Origin of the sequence: Entomoplasma freundtii (genome assembly GCF_002804205.1) — a bacterium.
Classification (GTDB): domain Bacteria; phylum Bacillota_I; class Bacilli_A; order Mycoplasmatales; family Mycoplasmataceae; genus Williamsoniiplasma; species Williamsoniiplasma freundtii.
Genome location: NZ_CP024962.1, coordinates 320,940 through 336,003 on the forward strand (window position 1 = coordinate 320,940; position 15,064 = coordinate 336,003).

11 protein-coding genes and 1 pseudogene are annotated in these 15,064 nt (G+C 29.3%); 10 read left to right on the plus strand and 2 right to left on the minus strand.

The window, feature by feature from the left end; translation table 4 throughout:
- Positions 1 to 491 precede the first annotated feature (491 nt).
- The 6 genes and pseudogenes from EFREU_RS01425 (at position 492) to EFREU_RS01450 (ending at position 9,995) form a co-directional block, all read left to right on the plus strand.
- Positions 492 to 2,420 (plus strand): DUF2075 domain-containing protein, encoded by a 1,929-nt coding sequence (locus tag EFREU_RS01425; protein ID WP_100609252.1) that lies wholly within the window; start codon positions 492 to 494, stop codon positions 2,418 to 2,420.
- An 862-nt stretch (positions 2,421 to 3,282) separates the two neighbouring features.
- Entirely contained in the window at positions 3,283 to 3,726 is a 444-nt protein-coding gene (locus EFREU_RS01430) for a PTS sugar transporter subunit IIA (RefSeq protein WP_100609253.1), read from the plus strand.
- 16 nt (positions 3,727 to 3,742) lie between these two features.
- The gene (locus EFREU_RS01435) at positions 3,743 to 5,500 is read left to right on the plus strand and encodes a PTS ascorbate transporter subunit IIC (RefSeq protein WP_100609254.1); all 1,758 of its coding nucleotides are present in this window, start codon (positions 3,743 to 3,745) and stop codon (positions 5,498 to 5,500) included.
- A gap of 8 nt (positions 5,501 to 5,508) precedes the next feature.
- Positions 5,509 to 5,778, plus strand: a pseudogene (locus EFREU_RS01440) (PTS beta-glucoside transporter subunit); the annotation flags it as partial.
- A 136-nt stretch (positions 5,779 to 5,914) separates the two neighbouring features.
- Positions 5,915 to 7,249: a DNA (cytosine-5-)-methyltransferase gene (dcm, locus tag EFREU_RS01445; protein WP_100609256.1), complete on the plus strand. Its 1,335-nt coding sequence runs from the start codon at positions 5,915 to 5,917 to the stop codon at positions 7,247 to 7,249.
- On the plus strand, positions 7,242 to 9,995 hold the full coding sequence (locus tag EFREU_RS01450; protein WP_100609257.1) for a GmrSD restriction endonuclease domain-containing protein: 2,754 nt from the start codon (positions 7,242 to 7,244) through the stop codon (positions 9,993 to 9,995). Before dcm ends, EFREU_RS01450 begins: the two co-directional genes overlap by 8 nt.
- Positions 9,996 to 10,043: 48 nt before the next feature.
- On the opposite strand, the gene EFREU_RS01455 is transcribed toward EFREU_RS01450, so the two are convergent.
- Entirely contained in the window at positions 10,044 to 10,583 is a 540-nt protein-coding gene (locus tag EFREU_RS01455; protein WP_100609258.1) for a hypothetical protein, read from the minus strand.
- Positions 10,584 to 11,140: 557 nt separating this feature from the next.
- Here EFREU_RS01455 and EFREU_RS03725 point away from each other — a divergent pair.
- The 4 genes from EFREU_RS03725 (at position 11,141) to EFREU_RS01475 (ending at position 14,651) form a co-directional block, all read left to right on the plus strand.
- Entirely contained in the window at positions 11,141 to 11,323 is a 183-nt protein-coding gene (locus EFREU_RS03725; protein ID WP_134163650.1) for a hypothetical protein, read from the plus strand.
- A 75-nt stretch (positions 11,324 to 11,398) separates the two neighbouring features.
- Positions 11,399 to 12,226 (plus strand): hypothetical protein, encoded by an 828-nt coding sequence (locus EFREU_RS01465; RefSeq protein ID WP_100609260.1) that lies wholly within the window; start codon positions 11,399 to 11,401, stop codon positions 12,224 to 12,226.
- Between the two features lie 289 nt (positions 12,227 to 12,515).
- Entirely contained in the window at positions 12,516 to 13,154 is a 639-nt protein-coding gene (udk, locus tag EFREU_RS01470) for a uridine kinase (protein WP_100609261.1), read from the plus strand.
- Positions 13,155 to 13,175: 21 nt separating this feature from the next.
- Positions 13,176 to 14,651 carry a P-loop NTPase fold protein gene (locus tag EFREU_RS01475; RefSeq protein ID WP_100609262.1) on the plus strand — a complete coding sequence of 492 codons (1,476 nt, stop codon included), beginning with the start codon at positions 13,176 to 13,178 and terminating at the stop codon, positions 14,649 to 14,651.
- 80 nt (positions 14,652 to 14,731) lie between these two features.
- Here EFREU_RS01475 and EFREU_RS01480 read toward each other — a convergent pair whose 3' ends face one another.
- Complete coding sequence (locus tag EFREU_RS01480; protein WP_100609263.1) at positions 14,732 to 15,064, minus strand: PTS lactose/cellobiose transporter subunit IIA; 333 nt, start codon at positions 15,062 to 15,064, stop codon at positions 14,732 to 14,734.

A 15,064-nucleotide genomic window follows, 5' to 3' on the forward strand; every position in this document is an offset into this window, starting at 1 on the left:
CTCCTTACTAAAACATTAACAAATTGCCACGTTTTAGTAACGAAAAAAAATAAAAAATTTCTTTTTATTTGTAGATATTTTTTCTGAACTCTTAACTCATTAATATTATTTCTATCGCGATTATTGTTACATAATATTTATTAGAAAATAAGAACAATAAATTGATTAAAAATATCAAAAATTATTATTTTTTACTTCTCTATTTTCCTTTTATTAAAATAACCAAAATTAAGAAATTAAATTTATTGTGCTAAATCTTGTATCTATTTAAATTTATTTTTAAATTTTGTACTATCCAATTTTGATATTTTTTTATAAAAAATATTTCTATTCTAATTTTTACTAAATTAAATTACATATCATTAGATTTAGTATTTTTTTTAAATTGTTAATGGCTATTTTTTTATATTTCTTTTATTGCTTTTTAATAACAGGAAATTTTAATTTGACGAAAGTTAATATTATAATTTATTGAAAAGTGAAAGGTCAAAATGATAATTTATCAAGAAAATAAAGATAATTTTTTGGAAGACATTCAAAACCGTGACATACAAGATAAGATTGCAGATTTTTATTTGGAAAAATTAGGTAAAAGACCTTCGCCATCTGAAAAGCGTTCTTGGCAAAATTCTTTAACTGAAGTTTATTATGTTTTAAATGACCAAAGAATTCCCAATGAATCTAGGGTCACTATTGAATACAATCTTCCGAGTACAAACCGTCGGATTGATGTGATTGTTTCGGGGACCGATAACCAAGGAAAACCAACTGCGATTTTAATAGAATTAAAACAATGAGAAAAAGCAAATTTAGTAGCTACTAAGGATGGCTTGGTAACCACTTTTCTGGGTGGCAATCCAAATAGGGAGACAGTCCATCCTTCATATCAAGTATGGTCATATTTCCAATTTATGAAGGACTATTCTCGTCTCTATCACCAAGAAAAATTAGCTTTTATTATTTGTGCTTATTTACATAATTATAAAAAAGCTAATAATGAGCCGTTATTAGATAAGCATTATGAATATTATACAAAAGAAGCACCAATCTTTTTCAATGGCGATAATCGACTCCTTAGTGATTATATAAGTCACACAATTAAAGGTCCTGATGAACAAGGGATTATTAATAGACTGGATCAAGAACCAAAACAGCCATCAAAATCATTGCAAAATGATATCTCAAGTTTGATTTTAGAAAATGAAGATTTTGTTCTCCTGGATTCACAAAAAATTGCCTTTGAGGAAATCAAATCTCTGACTAAAAAGTCAAAAAATGATTCTCAAAAACGTGTCGTTATCATTGAAGGAGCTCCAGGAACTGGAAAAAGTGTAATTGCCTTCCAACTTTTAGCCTCATTTCTAAAACAATCTATGAGTGTAAGCTATATTTCTAAAAATGCTGCTTTAAGAAGTGTTTTTAGTACTAAACTAATTAATAAAAAATCAAATAAAAATGATCAAGGACAACGTCTTACGAAATCACGATTGGATAATTTAATGATGGGGTCAGGCTCTTTCTATAAAACTATGCCCAATACTTATGATGTCTTATTAGTTGATGAAGCACACCGCTTAAATTTCAAATCAGGAATGTTTAAAAATAAAGGTGAAAACCAAATAAAAGAAATTATTGAATCAACATTAGTGAGTGTCTTTTTTGTTGATGATAAACAACAAGTAACTAGTAGTGATATTGGTTCGAAAGTGCAAATCTTAACCGATGCAAAAAGCATGAATGTTAGGCCTGAAAACATAAAAATATTAAACTTAAACTCACAATTTCGCATGAGTGGTTCAAACAACTTTCTTGAATGGTTAGATTTTGCTCTTGGTTTAGCAAGCCTTAATGAGAGCTTAAAACCAGATTTAACATTGGATGGTTATGATTTTAAGATTTATGATTCAATTGATGAAATGACAAATGACTTAGAAACCAAAAACAATCTCAACAATAAGACACGTCTAGTAGCGGGTTATTGTTGAGATTGGGTTAGTAAAAAAGACCCAAATTCATATGATATTGATTTATCGCCAACATTCAAAAAACAATGAAACTTAAGTAATGATAATACTTGAGCTATTAGTGAAAATTCCTTTGAACAAGTTGGATGTATCCATACCTCCCAAGGCTTAGAGTTCGATTATGTTGGTGTTATTGTTGGACCTGATTTATACATTAAAAATGGCCTTTTGAAAACGAACCCTTTGGCACGCGCCAAAACAGATAAATCATTAAATGGCCTAATTGGTCTAATTAAGAAGGGTGATCAAGAATCATTGGATAAGGCAAAACTTATTATTTTAAACACTTATCGAGTTTTGTTTACAAGAGGCACCAAAGGTTGCTATATTTATTTCACAGATCCAGAAGTTAAGGAATATTTTCAAAATTTATTAATTAAAAATTGTAACGAATAGAAAAAATCATTTCATGGACAAAACACAAACAATATCAATGATTGCCGCAATAATTTCGGCAATTTCATGTATAGGAAGTTTTTTAACAATTTACTTAAATTGTTAAAAAGTATCAAAAGACACAATTATGAATTCATAGTTAATGATCTTAATAGAGCTATATCAGAGTGTAAAAATAGAACGTTGAGCGACATACCATTAATAAATGAATTATGCTTTAACTTTAATGAATATTTAAATCAATGCAACTGTTTTGGTTACGATGTAAATGATTTAAACTCAAAAGAATCGAAATTAAAATTAGAAATTGGAAAAGTTTGAAGTGTTATAACATCATATGGAGTTATCATAGATAGAATTTCTGGCTCTTTGTTAAATGAATATAATGTTCGTTATAAGCGCACAGATTGCGAACGTATAATACCGTTACCTAATACAAGCTTTATATTCACTTTTTCTTCTTTTCATCATCAAAAAATTCTTGAAAATCCTCTAATTTCTAATTCATCAAGTGGTTTATTGGTCGTTAATAATAAAGCAAAAAAACACCTTCAAAAACTGGTTTCAACGACAAAAACATATGGAACATTTTATTTAAGAAGTTACGTTAAAGGCAAAAAAATAACCATAGACGTTCTATCTTGCAATATGTGTCTCTATAAACGAAGAACCATCTGAGATTGTAGAGATTCTTATAGTATGTAGAAATAACAATCCTCATTAACAATGACGTCCATTATAGCAACCTTTTATTTATTCCAAGTAAAAAATAGCCAATTATTTAAAATAATTGGCTATTTTTATAGAGCCATTTTTATCCTTTTTATGTCTAAATAAATCATAGGAGGTATTAACAAATATAATGAATTTATTTCAAGAAGATTTAATCAATTTTCAACCAAAAACTGAAAATTGAGAAACTGCTTTAGCTACCGGAATTCAGCCCTTATTGGCAAAAAATTATGTTAGCAAAGATTATTTGAATCATCTTATTAGTGAGACAAAACGTTTTGGAGCTTACTATGTAATTGGCCCCGATTTAGCCTTAGCGCATATCCAACCAAATGAAACAACTCTCAAAACAGGAATTAGTTTACTTTATCTTGATGAGCCAACATTGTTTCCGGGTCTAAAAATGAAACCGGTCAAGTTTTTATTCGTTTTAGTGGCTACGGACAGTGACTCCCATTTATCTTTACTCCAAGAAATGGCTTTATTATTTAGCAAAAAAGAATTTTATGATGCTTTTTATCAACTTAAAGATACCACTGATTTATTTAACTTAGTTAACAAATTTAAGAATTAGAGGGGCATAAAAAATAATGATTATTTTAGCAACTTCTTTTAGTGATCTTATTATTCGTTTTTTTTCTAATTTTTTTGGTACGCCAGCTTTATTAATCGGTGTTTTTGCCTTAGCTGGCTCAATTATCCAACGTAAAAAATTTTCTGAAATTATGCTATCTACATTTAAAACTATTATCGGTTTCTTAATTATTGCTAGTGGAGCGGGCATTATTAGTGGATCTATTGGCAAGTTTGGGGCTGCGTTTGAATTATTATTTAACCGGCGAGGTTTCATCGCTAATAACGATGTTATTCCAGGCTTATTTATGAAAATTGAGCACTTACAATGATTAGCTTCGGCCGGATCATTAATTTTAATCTTTGGAATGATTTTAAATTTATTGATTGCTCGTTTTTCTAATTTAAAATATGTTTATTTAACCGGTCATTCGGCGTGGTACTTTAGTACAATGATGGCTTCGGTTTTAGCTTTAGCAGGCATTCCAAAATCACAAATGTGGTTAGTAGTTTTGATCGGTTCATTATTAACTTCAATGTGAATGGTTATTTCACCTGCGTTATTAAATCCTTATGTCAAGGAAATTACTAAAAATGACCAATTAGCTTTAGCTCACACTGGTTCGCTCTCTTATTTAGCCGCCGGAGGAATTGGGAGTGGAATCAAGAAACTTCATCATCATTGACAAAGAGAAGTAAAAAGTACTGAAACGATTAACTTTCCCAAAGGCTTAAATTTCTTACGAAATACGAACGTGGCGATTGCCCTAACGATGTTAGTGCTCTTTTTATTCGTTTACTTTTTAACGTGAGGAGTACGTGGTGAGAAGGCCATGATTGATGCAGGGATCATTAACGACCGTGATTCCATCATTGTGCAGGGAATCTTACAAGCGTTCACTTTTGCGGCGGGGGTAGAGGTACTTTTAATTGGAGTCCGTATGTTTATTGCAGAAATCACCCCAGCCTTTAAGGGAATTTCTGATAAATTTATTTTTGAAGCCAAACCGGCAATGGATTGCCCAATTGTTTTTCCGTTTGCTCCTAATGCGGTAATTATGGGCTTTTTAGCCTCGGTTGTCGGTGGTTTAGTAATGTTTAGTATTAATATCGGGGTAAGTTCAGCCATTGGCCAAAAACCAGACCAAATTTTAGGTTGAGCTGTGATTGTGATCCCAAGTATTATTCCTCATTTCTTCACGGGTGCAGCCTCTGGTGTCTTTGGTAATTGTCGTGGTGGCATTTGAGGGTGTTTAATTGGTGGTTTTGTTAACGGCTTATTAATCCAAATTAGTCCATGAATTTTCTTAGGTTTAAAAATGATTCCTGAAGATATGGCGACTAACAACCAAGTTATTTGAGGTGATATTGATTATCTTGTGGGCATTATTCCATGGTTTATCACTAAGTATCTTGGAGGCAAATGGGTACTTTTGGGATTAAGTTTTGCCACATGATTCGCTATTCCGGTAGTTAGCCAATTTGCTCACCAACAAAAAATGAAAAAAAATATCGCATATCGTGAGTTATTTTTAGCAAAACAGGCGACTCGTAAGGAATTTCAACTTCTTATTGAAACAAATAACAAAACTTACAAAGAAGCAATTAAGCAATTGAAAAACTCTCAAAGTGAGAAAAAAATTTTCCAAGAAGAAAAAGAAAAACTAACAAAATCATGAACTAATGAAAATCGAAAATTAGTTCGTGATCAAGATAAACAATTAATTGAAGTACGACAAAGAAACATCAAACAAAAAAATAAGGAGCAAGTTTAGTTATGAAAAAAATTCTAGCTGTTTGTGGCCAAGGTCTTGGCTCATCATTGCTAATTGAAATGAATCTTAAAGATGTTTTAGCAAATTTAAATCGCGATGATTTAGAAGCGGCCCATACAAATTTAAATTCTTTTGATCCAACTGATACTGATATTTTGGCAGTTGTTTGTGGTTTGGATCTCGAAGAATCAATTGATTTCGATAGGAAAATAATTTTACAAAATCTTTTCGACAAAAACGAATTGGAAACCAAATTAGAATCCTTCTTAGCTAATTAAAATTATAATTGCTAAAAAAATCTTCCACGGAAGATTTTTTTATTTATCGTTTTATACACTTATTGGTTATTGACTTTTAGCCATATTGATTGGAATATATATCAATAATAAATAAATAAATAGAAATTTGATAAACATGCTTCGTGTATTTGAAACGTTTGCTGGAATTGGAGCCCAGCGTAAAGCCTTGGAGCTTTTGAAAAAAGAACATTTTTTAGATTATAAAATTGTTGCAACTAGTGAATGAGATATTGGCGCAAATTTATCCTATAATTCAATTCATTTTAACAATCAATCTTATTATGATTCTTGTATTCCAATTGATGATATAAAAGCCTACCTAAGTCAATTCACACATTCCTTGGATTCTAAAAAACCTATTAGCTTAGAGAAATTTAACAAATTAGACGATAATACCTTGCGTCACCTTTATTCTTCATATAAAAATGCCAATAATTTAGGTAGCATTACCGAAATCGAGTTTGATTCGTTAGTTAGTTTGGATATTAATTTGATTACTTATTCTTTTCCTTGCCAAGACTTAAGTTCTGCCGGAAAAAATGGCGGTATGAAAAATGGCGATAAAACTAGGTCCGGTCTCTTATGAGAAATTGACCGTTTATTACAAGGCTTGCAAATAGAAGGAAAGTTGCCTTCTTTTCTTTTGTTAGAAAATGTTCCAAATATGATTAAGGCCAAACATAAAGGAGATTATTCTGATTGAATAGAACATTTACACAATCAATATGGATATAAAACACAAACTTATTGTTTGGATGCCCAAGATTATGGCAGTCCACAAAAACGCAAGCGCGTTTATGCATTAAGTGTTTTGGATAATAATTCAATAATTGATATTTGGGAACATAATACTAATCTTCCAACAAATTTACCAAGATTATTTACTGATAATAATAATTCTTTTTGAAATATTTCTAAAAAATCAAATCTTAGTGACGTTCTACGACTAGATTATAGTATTAAAAAATATTTTAATGAAGCCATGGAAGCTAGACCACGATGGACGCTAAGTCGTGAAAAAATGCTATTAAAGAACCCCCTTCTATGCCATTACTATTCGACTAATAATGTTGATGATGACTCATTAATAAAACGGTCAACAACATTATCAATAACAACACAAGCTAAAATACAAGAGAAGTGTAGAACTGTGACTACTAAGCAAGATCGTAACCCCAATTGTGGAGTGATTAGCTTGATCGGCACTCCATTAGAGGTACCAAAATTAGAAATAAATATGAGTAGTTCTAACTATAGATTTCTAACTCCACGCGAAACGTTTATGTTAATGGGCTTCGATGAGGAAGATTACCAAAAAGTTATTATTCATCCGATTAATAATAAAGAAAAACTTTACCGCCAAGCTGGCAATAGTATAGTTGTACCAGTCCTAAAATATCTATTTTTAAATATTAATTACTTAAATCAAAGGATACAAAACGATGACTAAAATGTGAAAAATCGGTACCAATGTCGAAACCTATTTAGTAGATGCTCGTAAAATGTTCTCTAAGTTGGGCTTAGAAAAATTTAAAATTTATAAAAATGATTATGGTAATGGCTTTATGATTCAAGCTCCAAATAAGCCATCAATATTTACCACTCTTGATAAATCAGAAAGCACCATATCCCAATTATTTACATGCCTTATTAGTTTGGGAATAATTGAAATTGAAAATAAGCAAATATGTTTAGAAAAAAGGGATAGTTTTTTTAATTCTGACTTTCTTTATAGGTTTAACTCCGAATTAAGAAATACTACCAATTTTGATGAAGTAATAGTTCACTATTTAGATGGTCCAGAATTTAATAAAAAATTAAGTTGATATAGAGATAATTTGCAAAAGATTAAATATGATAATTTTGACGAAGAAGATCTTGAAACTCCTTTTACCATTTTTAATGAACAAAATTTTTTGACAACCTTCTTCATTTCGGTTTTGAATAAAATTACTCCTTTTAGCGACCGTAATCTAAAAAATTGTTTTAATTTAGACAAAAAAGACTTTGAAAAAGCTAAACAATATTATGAAAATATTTTAACGCCTTCTTTTTTTTCAAAACGGCAAATATCTTTTCAGATTTTAAAAAGACAAGCGATTTTATTTTTATTCGAAGATGAAGACATTTATGCAAAAATAATGTCTGAAGGAACTACACCAAGGCTAAATAGAATAATCGTTAAAAAAAATGAATCGGATAAATATAAAAGACAAGTTTTTAATTTAAAAGACAAACTTAAACAAACAAAAAATCCGACGCCAAATTTAATTGTTGCTGAAATTGTTTCATTTGGCTCATTAATTGAAAATTCTATTTCGCAAAACCAATCATTTAAAGTCCCTATTTATCAACGTCATTATAAATGGGGAAGTGAAGATATAAAAAAATTATTTAATGATATTTTAGGAATTAGTAAAAAACAAAAACAATATCACTTCATGGGTAATCTTGTTGTTAATTGACCTAAGGACGATTTAGGAATATCGGTTAATAAAAAACCAATGAAGATTATTGATGGGCAACAACGTTTTACTAGTCTTTTAATAATTTTAAAAGCTTTATATGATGTTCTTCGTGAAAGAGATATTGAGCCAGATCCTTTTATTAATCAACTATTTGTTTTAAACGAAACACGTAATTCTAACAAGATGACCTTTATCTTTGAACATCTAAACTATAATCATGATTTCCAAGACTATAAATTTTTGATGATTAGTAAATTCAATGAAATAGATATCAATAAATCGACAATCTATAGGAATTATCAAACGATCAAAAATGTTTTTAACGAAAATGATGGCCTATCCGATCAAGAATTGTTTGATTTTACTGAGAGTCTTTTATCAAAAATTTATTTCACTTTAACAAAAGATACAAGTCAAGATGAATTTGCCATGTTTGAAAACATGAATACGCACAAGGTTGAATTAGATACGATTGAATTAATAAAAAATTTAATATTAATGTATGTTGATGATGCAACTTTATCTATCCATGAAGACAAATTAGGTGAACTATTTGATAATTTAATTCTAAAAAAATTTGAGGATAAGAAATCTATTAATGATGGAAAAATAAATTCCTTTATTGCCACTTACGTGAAATCATACCGAAGCGTATTGGTAGATGGTGAAGATGATGTTTTACGAGAAAAAATTATTCGAGCAAAGAATAATAAGAATGAATTATATGAAATATTCAAATTAATTTTGTTACGAGAAATTAAAATTTTATCTAATAATACTAATCGTCTTACTTTTGACACCTATGGTAAATTGATTAAAAATTTAAGTTGAAATATAGACTTATTTTTAGAAATGACAGAATCGAAACTTTTCCTAGAAACTAGTTCATTTTTATATAACATTGGTGATATTTTATTCATGTTTGGGACTAGGAACATCTATAATGCTCTAGTAATGACTCTAATTAAGCAATATCTTGATTCAAATACTCGCAAAATAAATGATTTAAACAAACTAAGAGAGTTATTATTCGAAATCGAAAATTATGAAGTAAGATTTCAGACTGTTCTTTATCGTGGCCAATCTATGAGTGAATCAATGGATAGGATATTAACTCAAGTAATTGATAAGGGATTAAACTTAACAAAAGAGAACTTACATGAGTGCTTTAATAATAAAAGATTAGTTTCCACTTTAACATTGCCGGTCGATAATATTTTTGAAAAATATTTAGTAATGCCAATTGAAGCAGATAAACTTGTCACTAAATTGATTTTTCGAGTTAATTACTTTTTGGATAACCATTGTTCAATGTCAATTAGGGAAAATCATAGATATTCATGCCCTATATCCCCAAGCCGTGAACACATTATGCCACAAAAATATAATGAATGAGAAAAGGACCTTCGCCTAGCTATTCCTGAACTTTCGAAGGATAGGATGAAGGCCGAACATCTTGAACATGTTGCTCTTTTAGGAAATGCATTAATTCTAAATAAAAATTTAAACTCCGAAGCCTCAAATGCTAATTGACAAAAGAAAATTCAAATTTATAAAAGGGATTCTAATGTTCTAAATATGCCGCAATACAAAGGTTATACTCTAAAAAAAGTTGATTATAAAAAAGAAATTTTGCTAGATCTAGAATCAATAAATCAATGAGACTTTGATACAATTTCCAAAAGAACCCACCAGTTAAAAGATATAATATTGGATATTTATAAATAAAAAACAAAGGTTTTAACCTTTGTTTTTTATTTATAAAGTCTATAAAGATTATTTTTTGTTTTTCTTTTTAAAAGCAAAAGGTATAAAGATTATAGTTGCTGGAAGTAATGTAAAAATTATTAATCCTGCAAAATATCCACCGTTTCAATAATTAACAAAATTGGAATTATTGTTCATGATTCCTTCTTTATAATTAGCCATCTTAATCATGAAGTTTAACTCTCCTGAAAACATTAAAATAATGGTCACCATCACAAGACCAATAATAGTCCAAATTAACCAGAAATATAAGCGATACCTTTCTTCTAAATTAATTTTAGTGACGTTAATAAAAACCATTAGCATCAACGACATGATAATCGGAATCCCGGAAATAGATATTGCCGTGACCATTAAGCGATAGCTAATGCCGACAAATTTTTCACCCATTTCATCATAAATCTTTGTCATACTACCAAGATCACCAAGATTTCAAATTGGCTCCCCTTTTGGTTTAAAACCAAAACCATAAACGGCAATGAATAAAAATGCTAAAACAAATAATGTAGCAATAAAAAAAGCTAAACTACGTTTTTTAATTAATGACATAAAGTTGTCCTCCTTATAAAGATGACCTTCTATAAAATACTTTAACTTCCTTAAATTACTAGATGATATTTTTGCTAAATAACTTTATTTTTTAGTCTTTGATTCTTATTTGGTATTAACTAAAAATTAAAATATCTTTTGATGAGTTCCAAAGATGACTTTTCGCCTAATTATTCCTTTGAATATTTTTAGAGATTTATATAAAGTTGTTTAATTCTTAGACACTTAATTACAAGGCTGTCTTAATTAATAAATTTTTTTATTTTTTTAATTATTATAATTTCAAAGTCATTAAGCAATAGAAAGGAACAAAAATTAAAGAAAAAAGTTAGGTTATATTTGCGTAGGAGAATATCTTTATTTATAAGATTGAATTGATCTAAAAGGAGTCATATGAAGCTTTTGAAAGCCTTATTAGCGACTAGTACTTTAGGAACTATTTCTCTACCAACTACCTTATCAATTATTAGTAACCAAACTTTACATAGCCTTGATAAACATAATCTTGAACTTCTTGAATTAAGTTCCTTTGAAAATTTATTTAATAATGTTATTGCATGGTCGAAAATAATACTTTTTGAGATAAGAATAAGGTGCAATTTAGCCATTGGAAAGATGGCAGCACTCAAGATATTCAAGATATATTTTATGCCACTATTCCAGGAGTTTACGAAAAGTATTTTGATAATCAAAAGTGTTCTTTAACTTCGCTTTATGCCAACATGATTGCTGAAAGATAAGTAAAGACTTATGAAGCAAACTTTAGAAACGCTTCAAATAATCCTCAAGAATTTAAAAGAGCATACCGAAACGTAGTGAAGAAACTAGCAGGACTTAAAGAAACAGATTTTTCAATTGCCGAATTTAAAGGTCACCTGCTTCATGATGAAGGAGCCCCAATTGCCTTACCAAAGAAATCGGCTGAAAAAATGAAAAAGGTGTTGTTTGCAAAGGACATTAAACTAAATAATGTTTTTGTCGAAATTAATCCAGCTGTTTATAACAAAACCAACCCTGAATTGATTGAGTTATATAGCTATGCTATTAATTATTCTGTTACAGCTGACGGAGAAGTTGTGGAAGACAACCTTTCAGTTTATAAGGCTGATGACTTGTTTTCGGATAATAATTTTTTAGAACCTTATGAATTGTCTTTATCTTATCTCTCAAAGCCTAATGGTGATATCGAGGGTGTTAATTGGGAGGCAAAACATATTGATCCAGCAAAACCATTAAGTCTTTGATCATGAAAAGGTGAAGATGGCGAAAACTATGTGCGCATAGATATTCCTGTTGATGGTAGTTGGCAAGGAAAACGTCTGCGCTTTAGTGATGGAATAAAAGATTATCAAATTAGTGCCCGCCCGAAAGATGGCAAAATTGTGGAGAGCACAGTGAAATCAGAAGTCGAATGAGTATCGCTCCCTCGTGAGATACATATCGATAAACCTTTTACGCTTCCATACCAACCCGGGAATGTCTATTATATGCATGGAGATCTTTGAGTTGAAAAGTTCCAAGAGCCTTCGCCTTCACTAGTCTTTCTTGTAAATCTAGACTTCAAGACGAAAACCCAAGATGGTGAGAATTACGCACACCTTTTTTATCAATACAACTTTGTTATTAACTTTGTGAGTGTTTAAAAATATCAAAACTATGCCGGATGGCATAGTTTTGATATTTAGAGTTGCAAACTCATGGAAACGTTTGGTTTGTTTAGAAAGCCCGTTGGCTTTGGTAAGAAGAATTAAAAGTAATAATTATAATGTTAAACCAATAAAAACTAACCAAACCGCTTTTTGTAAATTCAAAATGTTTAAACTTACTAAATGGAAAATTATTTTCTTAACAAGAAAATAATTTTCCATTTAACTTTTGTTTAGCCTCTTTATCCAAGGTTAAAAATTTGTATAATTTATAAAAAGGAACCTTATGACTGAAAAGAAACCTGTCTTTTTTATTATTATTGCTGGAGGAACGGCTTCGGGAAAAAGTACTGTGGCACGTAAAATTGCCCATGATTTAAAAAATAAACCTGTAACCCATCTTTCAATGGATAACTATTATAAAAACTTTGCCGATTTGAGTTTTGCCGAACGGCAAAAAATTAACTATGATCATCCCCATAGTCTTGATATTGACTTATTAAGCAAACATTTAACGCAACTTAAAAACCGGGAATCAATTGATGTGCCTGTTTATGATTTCAAGACTCACTCACGCTCAAAAGAAACCAAAAAAGTCGAACCCGCTGATGTTGTTATTTTAGATGGTCTGTTGGCTTTACACATTAAAGAAATTCGGGATATGGCCGATTTAAAGGTCTTTATTAAGACTGAAGATGATGTTCGTTTTATCCGCCGTTTAGAACGCGATATTTATGACCGCGGAAGATCAACAGAAAGTGTTATTGCCCAATATTTAAACACAGTTAAACCAATGCATGATGCCTTTGTAGCACCAAGTATGGATTTAGCTGATATTATTGTTCCTTATTATGAAGGTAACGATCGGGCTGTCGATTTAGTAACAACCAAAGTAAAAGCAATTATTAGAAAAAATAATAAATAACTTTTCTTTAAAGGTAATTCTATGAAATATTCAAAACTGACCCAATTATTTTCAAGCGATATAATAGGTTATTTTAACAGAGCAAAAGAAGTTGAGTTCTTTATACTTCCTAATTATAAAAATAATGTTGCTATCAATGGATGCTGAGGAAGTGGAAAAACGGTTTTTCTTGAAAATGTAGAAAAAACAGTATCAAAAAAATGTCTGGAACTTCAAAATAAAAAAACTATTACACTTTTGATAAAACTATGAAAATACGAAGTTATTGATAATAACTTTTTTTTAGTTGTTGTAAAAGATATTATTCAAAATATCCTTGATCAAGTAGTGGAGGTTGACAAGAAGCAGAAAGGGAAAATTAAAAAATGGACTAAAAAATTAGTTGATGAAATGGAAAAACTTTCGTGATCACTGAACTTCGGTTTTTCATGTGCAAATTTAACATTGTCTAAAGGAGTGAAAAATATATTAAATATTAATGATAATTTTTCTTTTTTCAAAGGAATAACTTCTCTTATAAATTATTTAAGGAAACTTTTTAAAAATTTTTCAGAATATAATTTCCTTATTGGTTTTGATGATTTGGACCGATGTTCTGAAGAAAATATTTTAAAACTTTTAACAGTTCTAAAAATAATTTTCTTTGAAATAAAAGAACAAAATGTCTTTTTTGTAACAACGATAAATTCGAAACAAATAGATTGTCTAAACAAATCTACTGAAAGTTATATTCAGAAAATTTTTGATTACATATTTGATTTGGAAAATGAAATAGAATATTCTTCACAAATTGGTAAAAGAAATCCTTATGAGTCTAATTTGATAAATCATTTTAAGTATAAAAATTATAGATTTGTAGATAATTTGAATTTTAAAGAAATAAGTTCGGAAACTTCAACAAGCAAACCCGAAATATTAGCGAATAATTTTTATTGCCTATATAAGGAACTTCTTAATAATACTAAAGTAATACTGAAAATGAATGAAGTTGAAAGAATACAAAAATGATTAGAGGATAAAAAAAATTTTATTTATTCCCAAAATAACTTTAATAGTTTTATAAATAGCCAAGCTTTCGAAGATATTTGAACTTCCTTAAAAAATAAAATAATCAAACCTTTTTATTTTTGCTTTATAAAAAAAGACAAATATATTTATTTGCCCTGAAGTATATTGTTTTTTGTTAATCTAAATTCTTTGGAAGAACATTTAGAAAAGTTAAGTTATTTGTATCCTTTTAACCCTGATGAATATCCGGAATTTAAGGACAAAATAAAAGGCAACTATTTTACAATTCCTATAATTCTCGATTATTTTGAGCAACTAAACTCAACTATTTTTTTAGATACAAGTACCCAAATTTTTATAGACAATTTGATTGACATTTTTGATGATTGTAATATTTATAATCAAAAAAATCACGCTAGTTATACTCATTTGGCATGAACCTGAACCGAAGAAATTTTTGAAGATTTAATAAAACATAATCAAAGTTAACAATTTTATGTATTTTAAAACCTGTGAAAAAAATTTCACAGGTTTTAAAATTTTTATTATTATTTTATGGGAAAAATACTTTAAATCGTTTGGTGAAGATTCAAAATCTCTTTTTTCATCTCCATATTCTCACGAGTGAAAATAACCATTAATTCTGCCTTAGTTAAATGATCTTGCGCATGAACTAATAGAATATTTGTTTCAATCCCTTTGCCTTGGGCAAAATCAAATAAAAGTTCGCTATGAGTTTTATGAGCTTCTAGTAAGACATCTTCGGCTAATTTTAGTTTGGCTTCGGCTTTGGCAAAGTCATTTTTTCTAATTAAGCCAATTGCTTCCATTGAATAACTAAATGAATCCCCAGCTTGCGAGACGATTCCAAAAGAAATTTCTTCTAATTTTTTTGCTTCCAT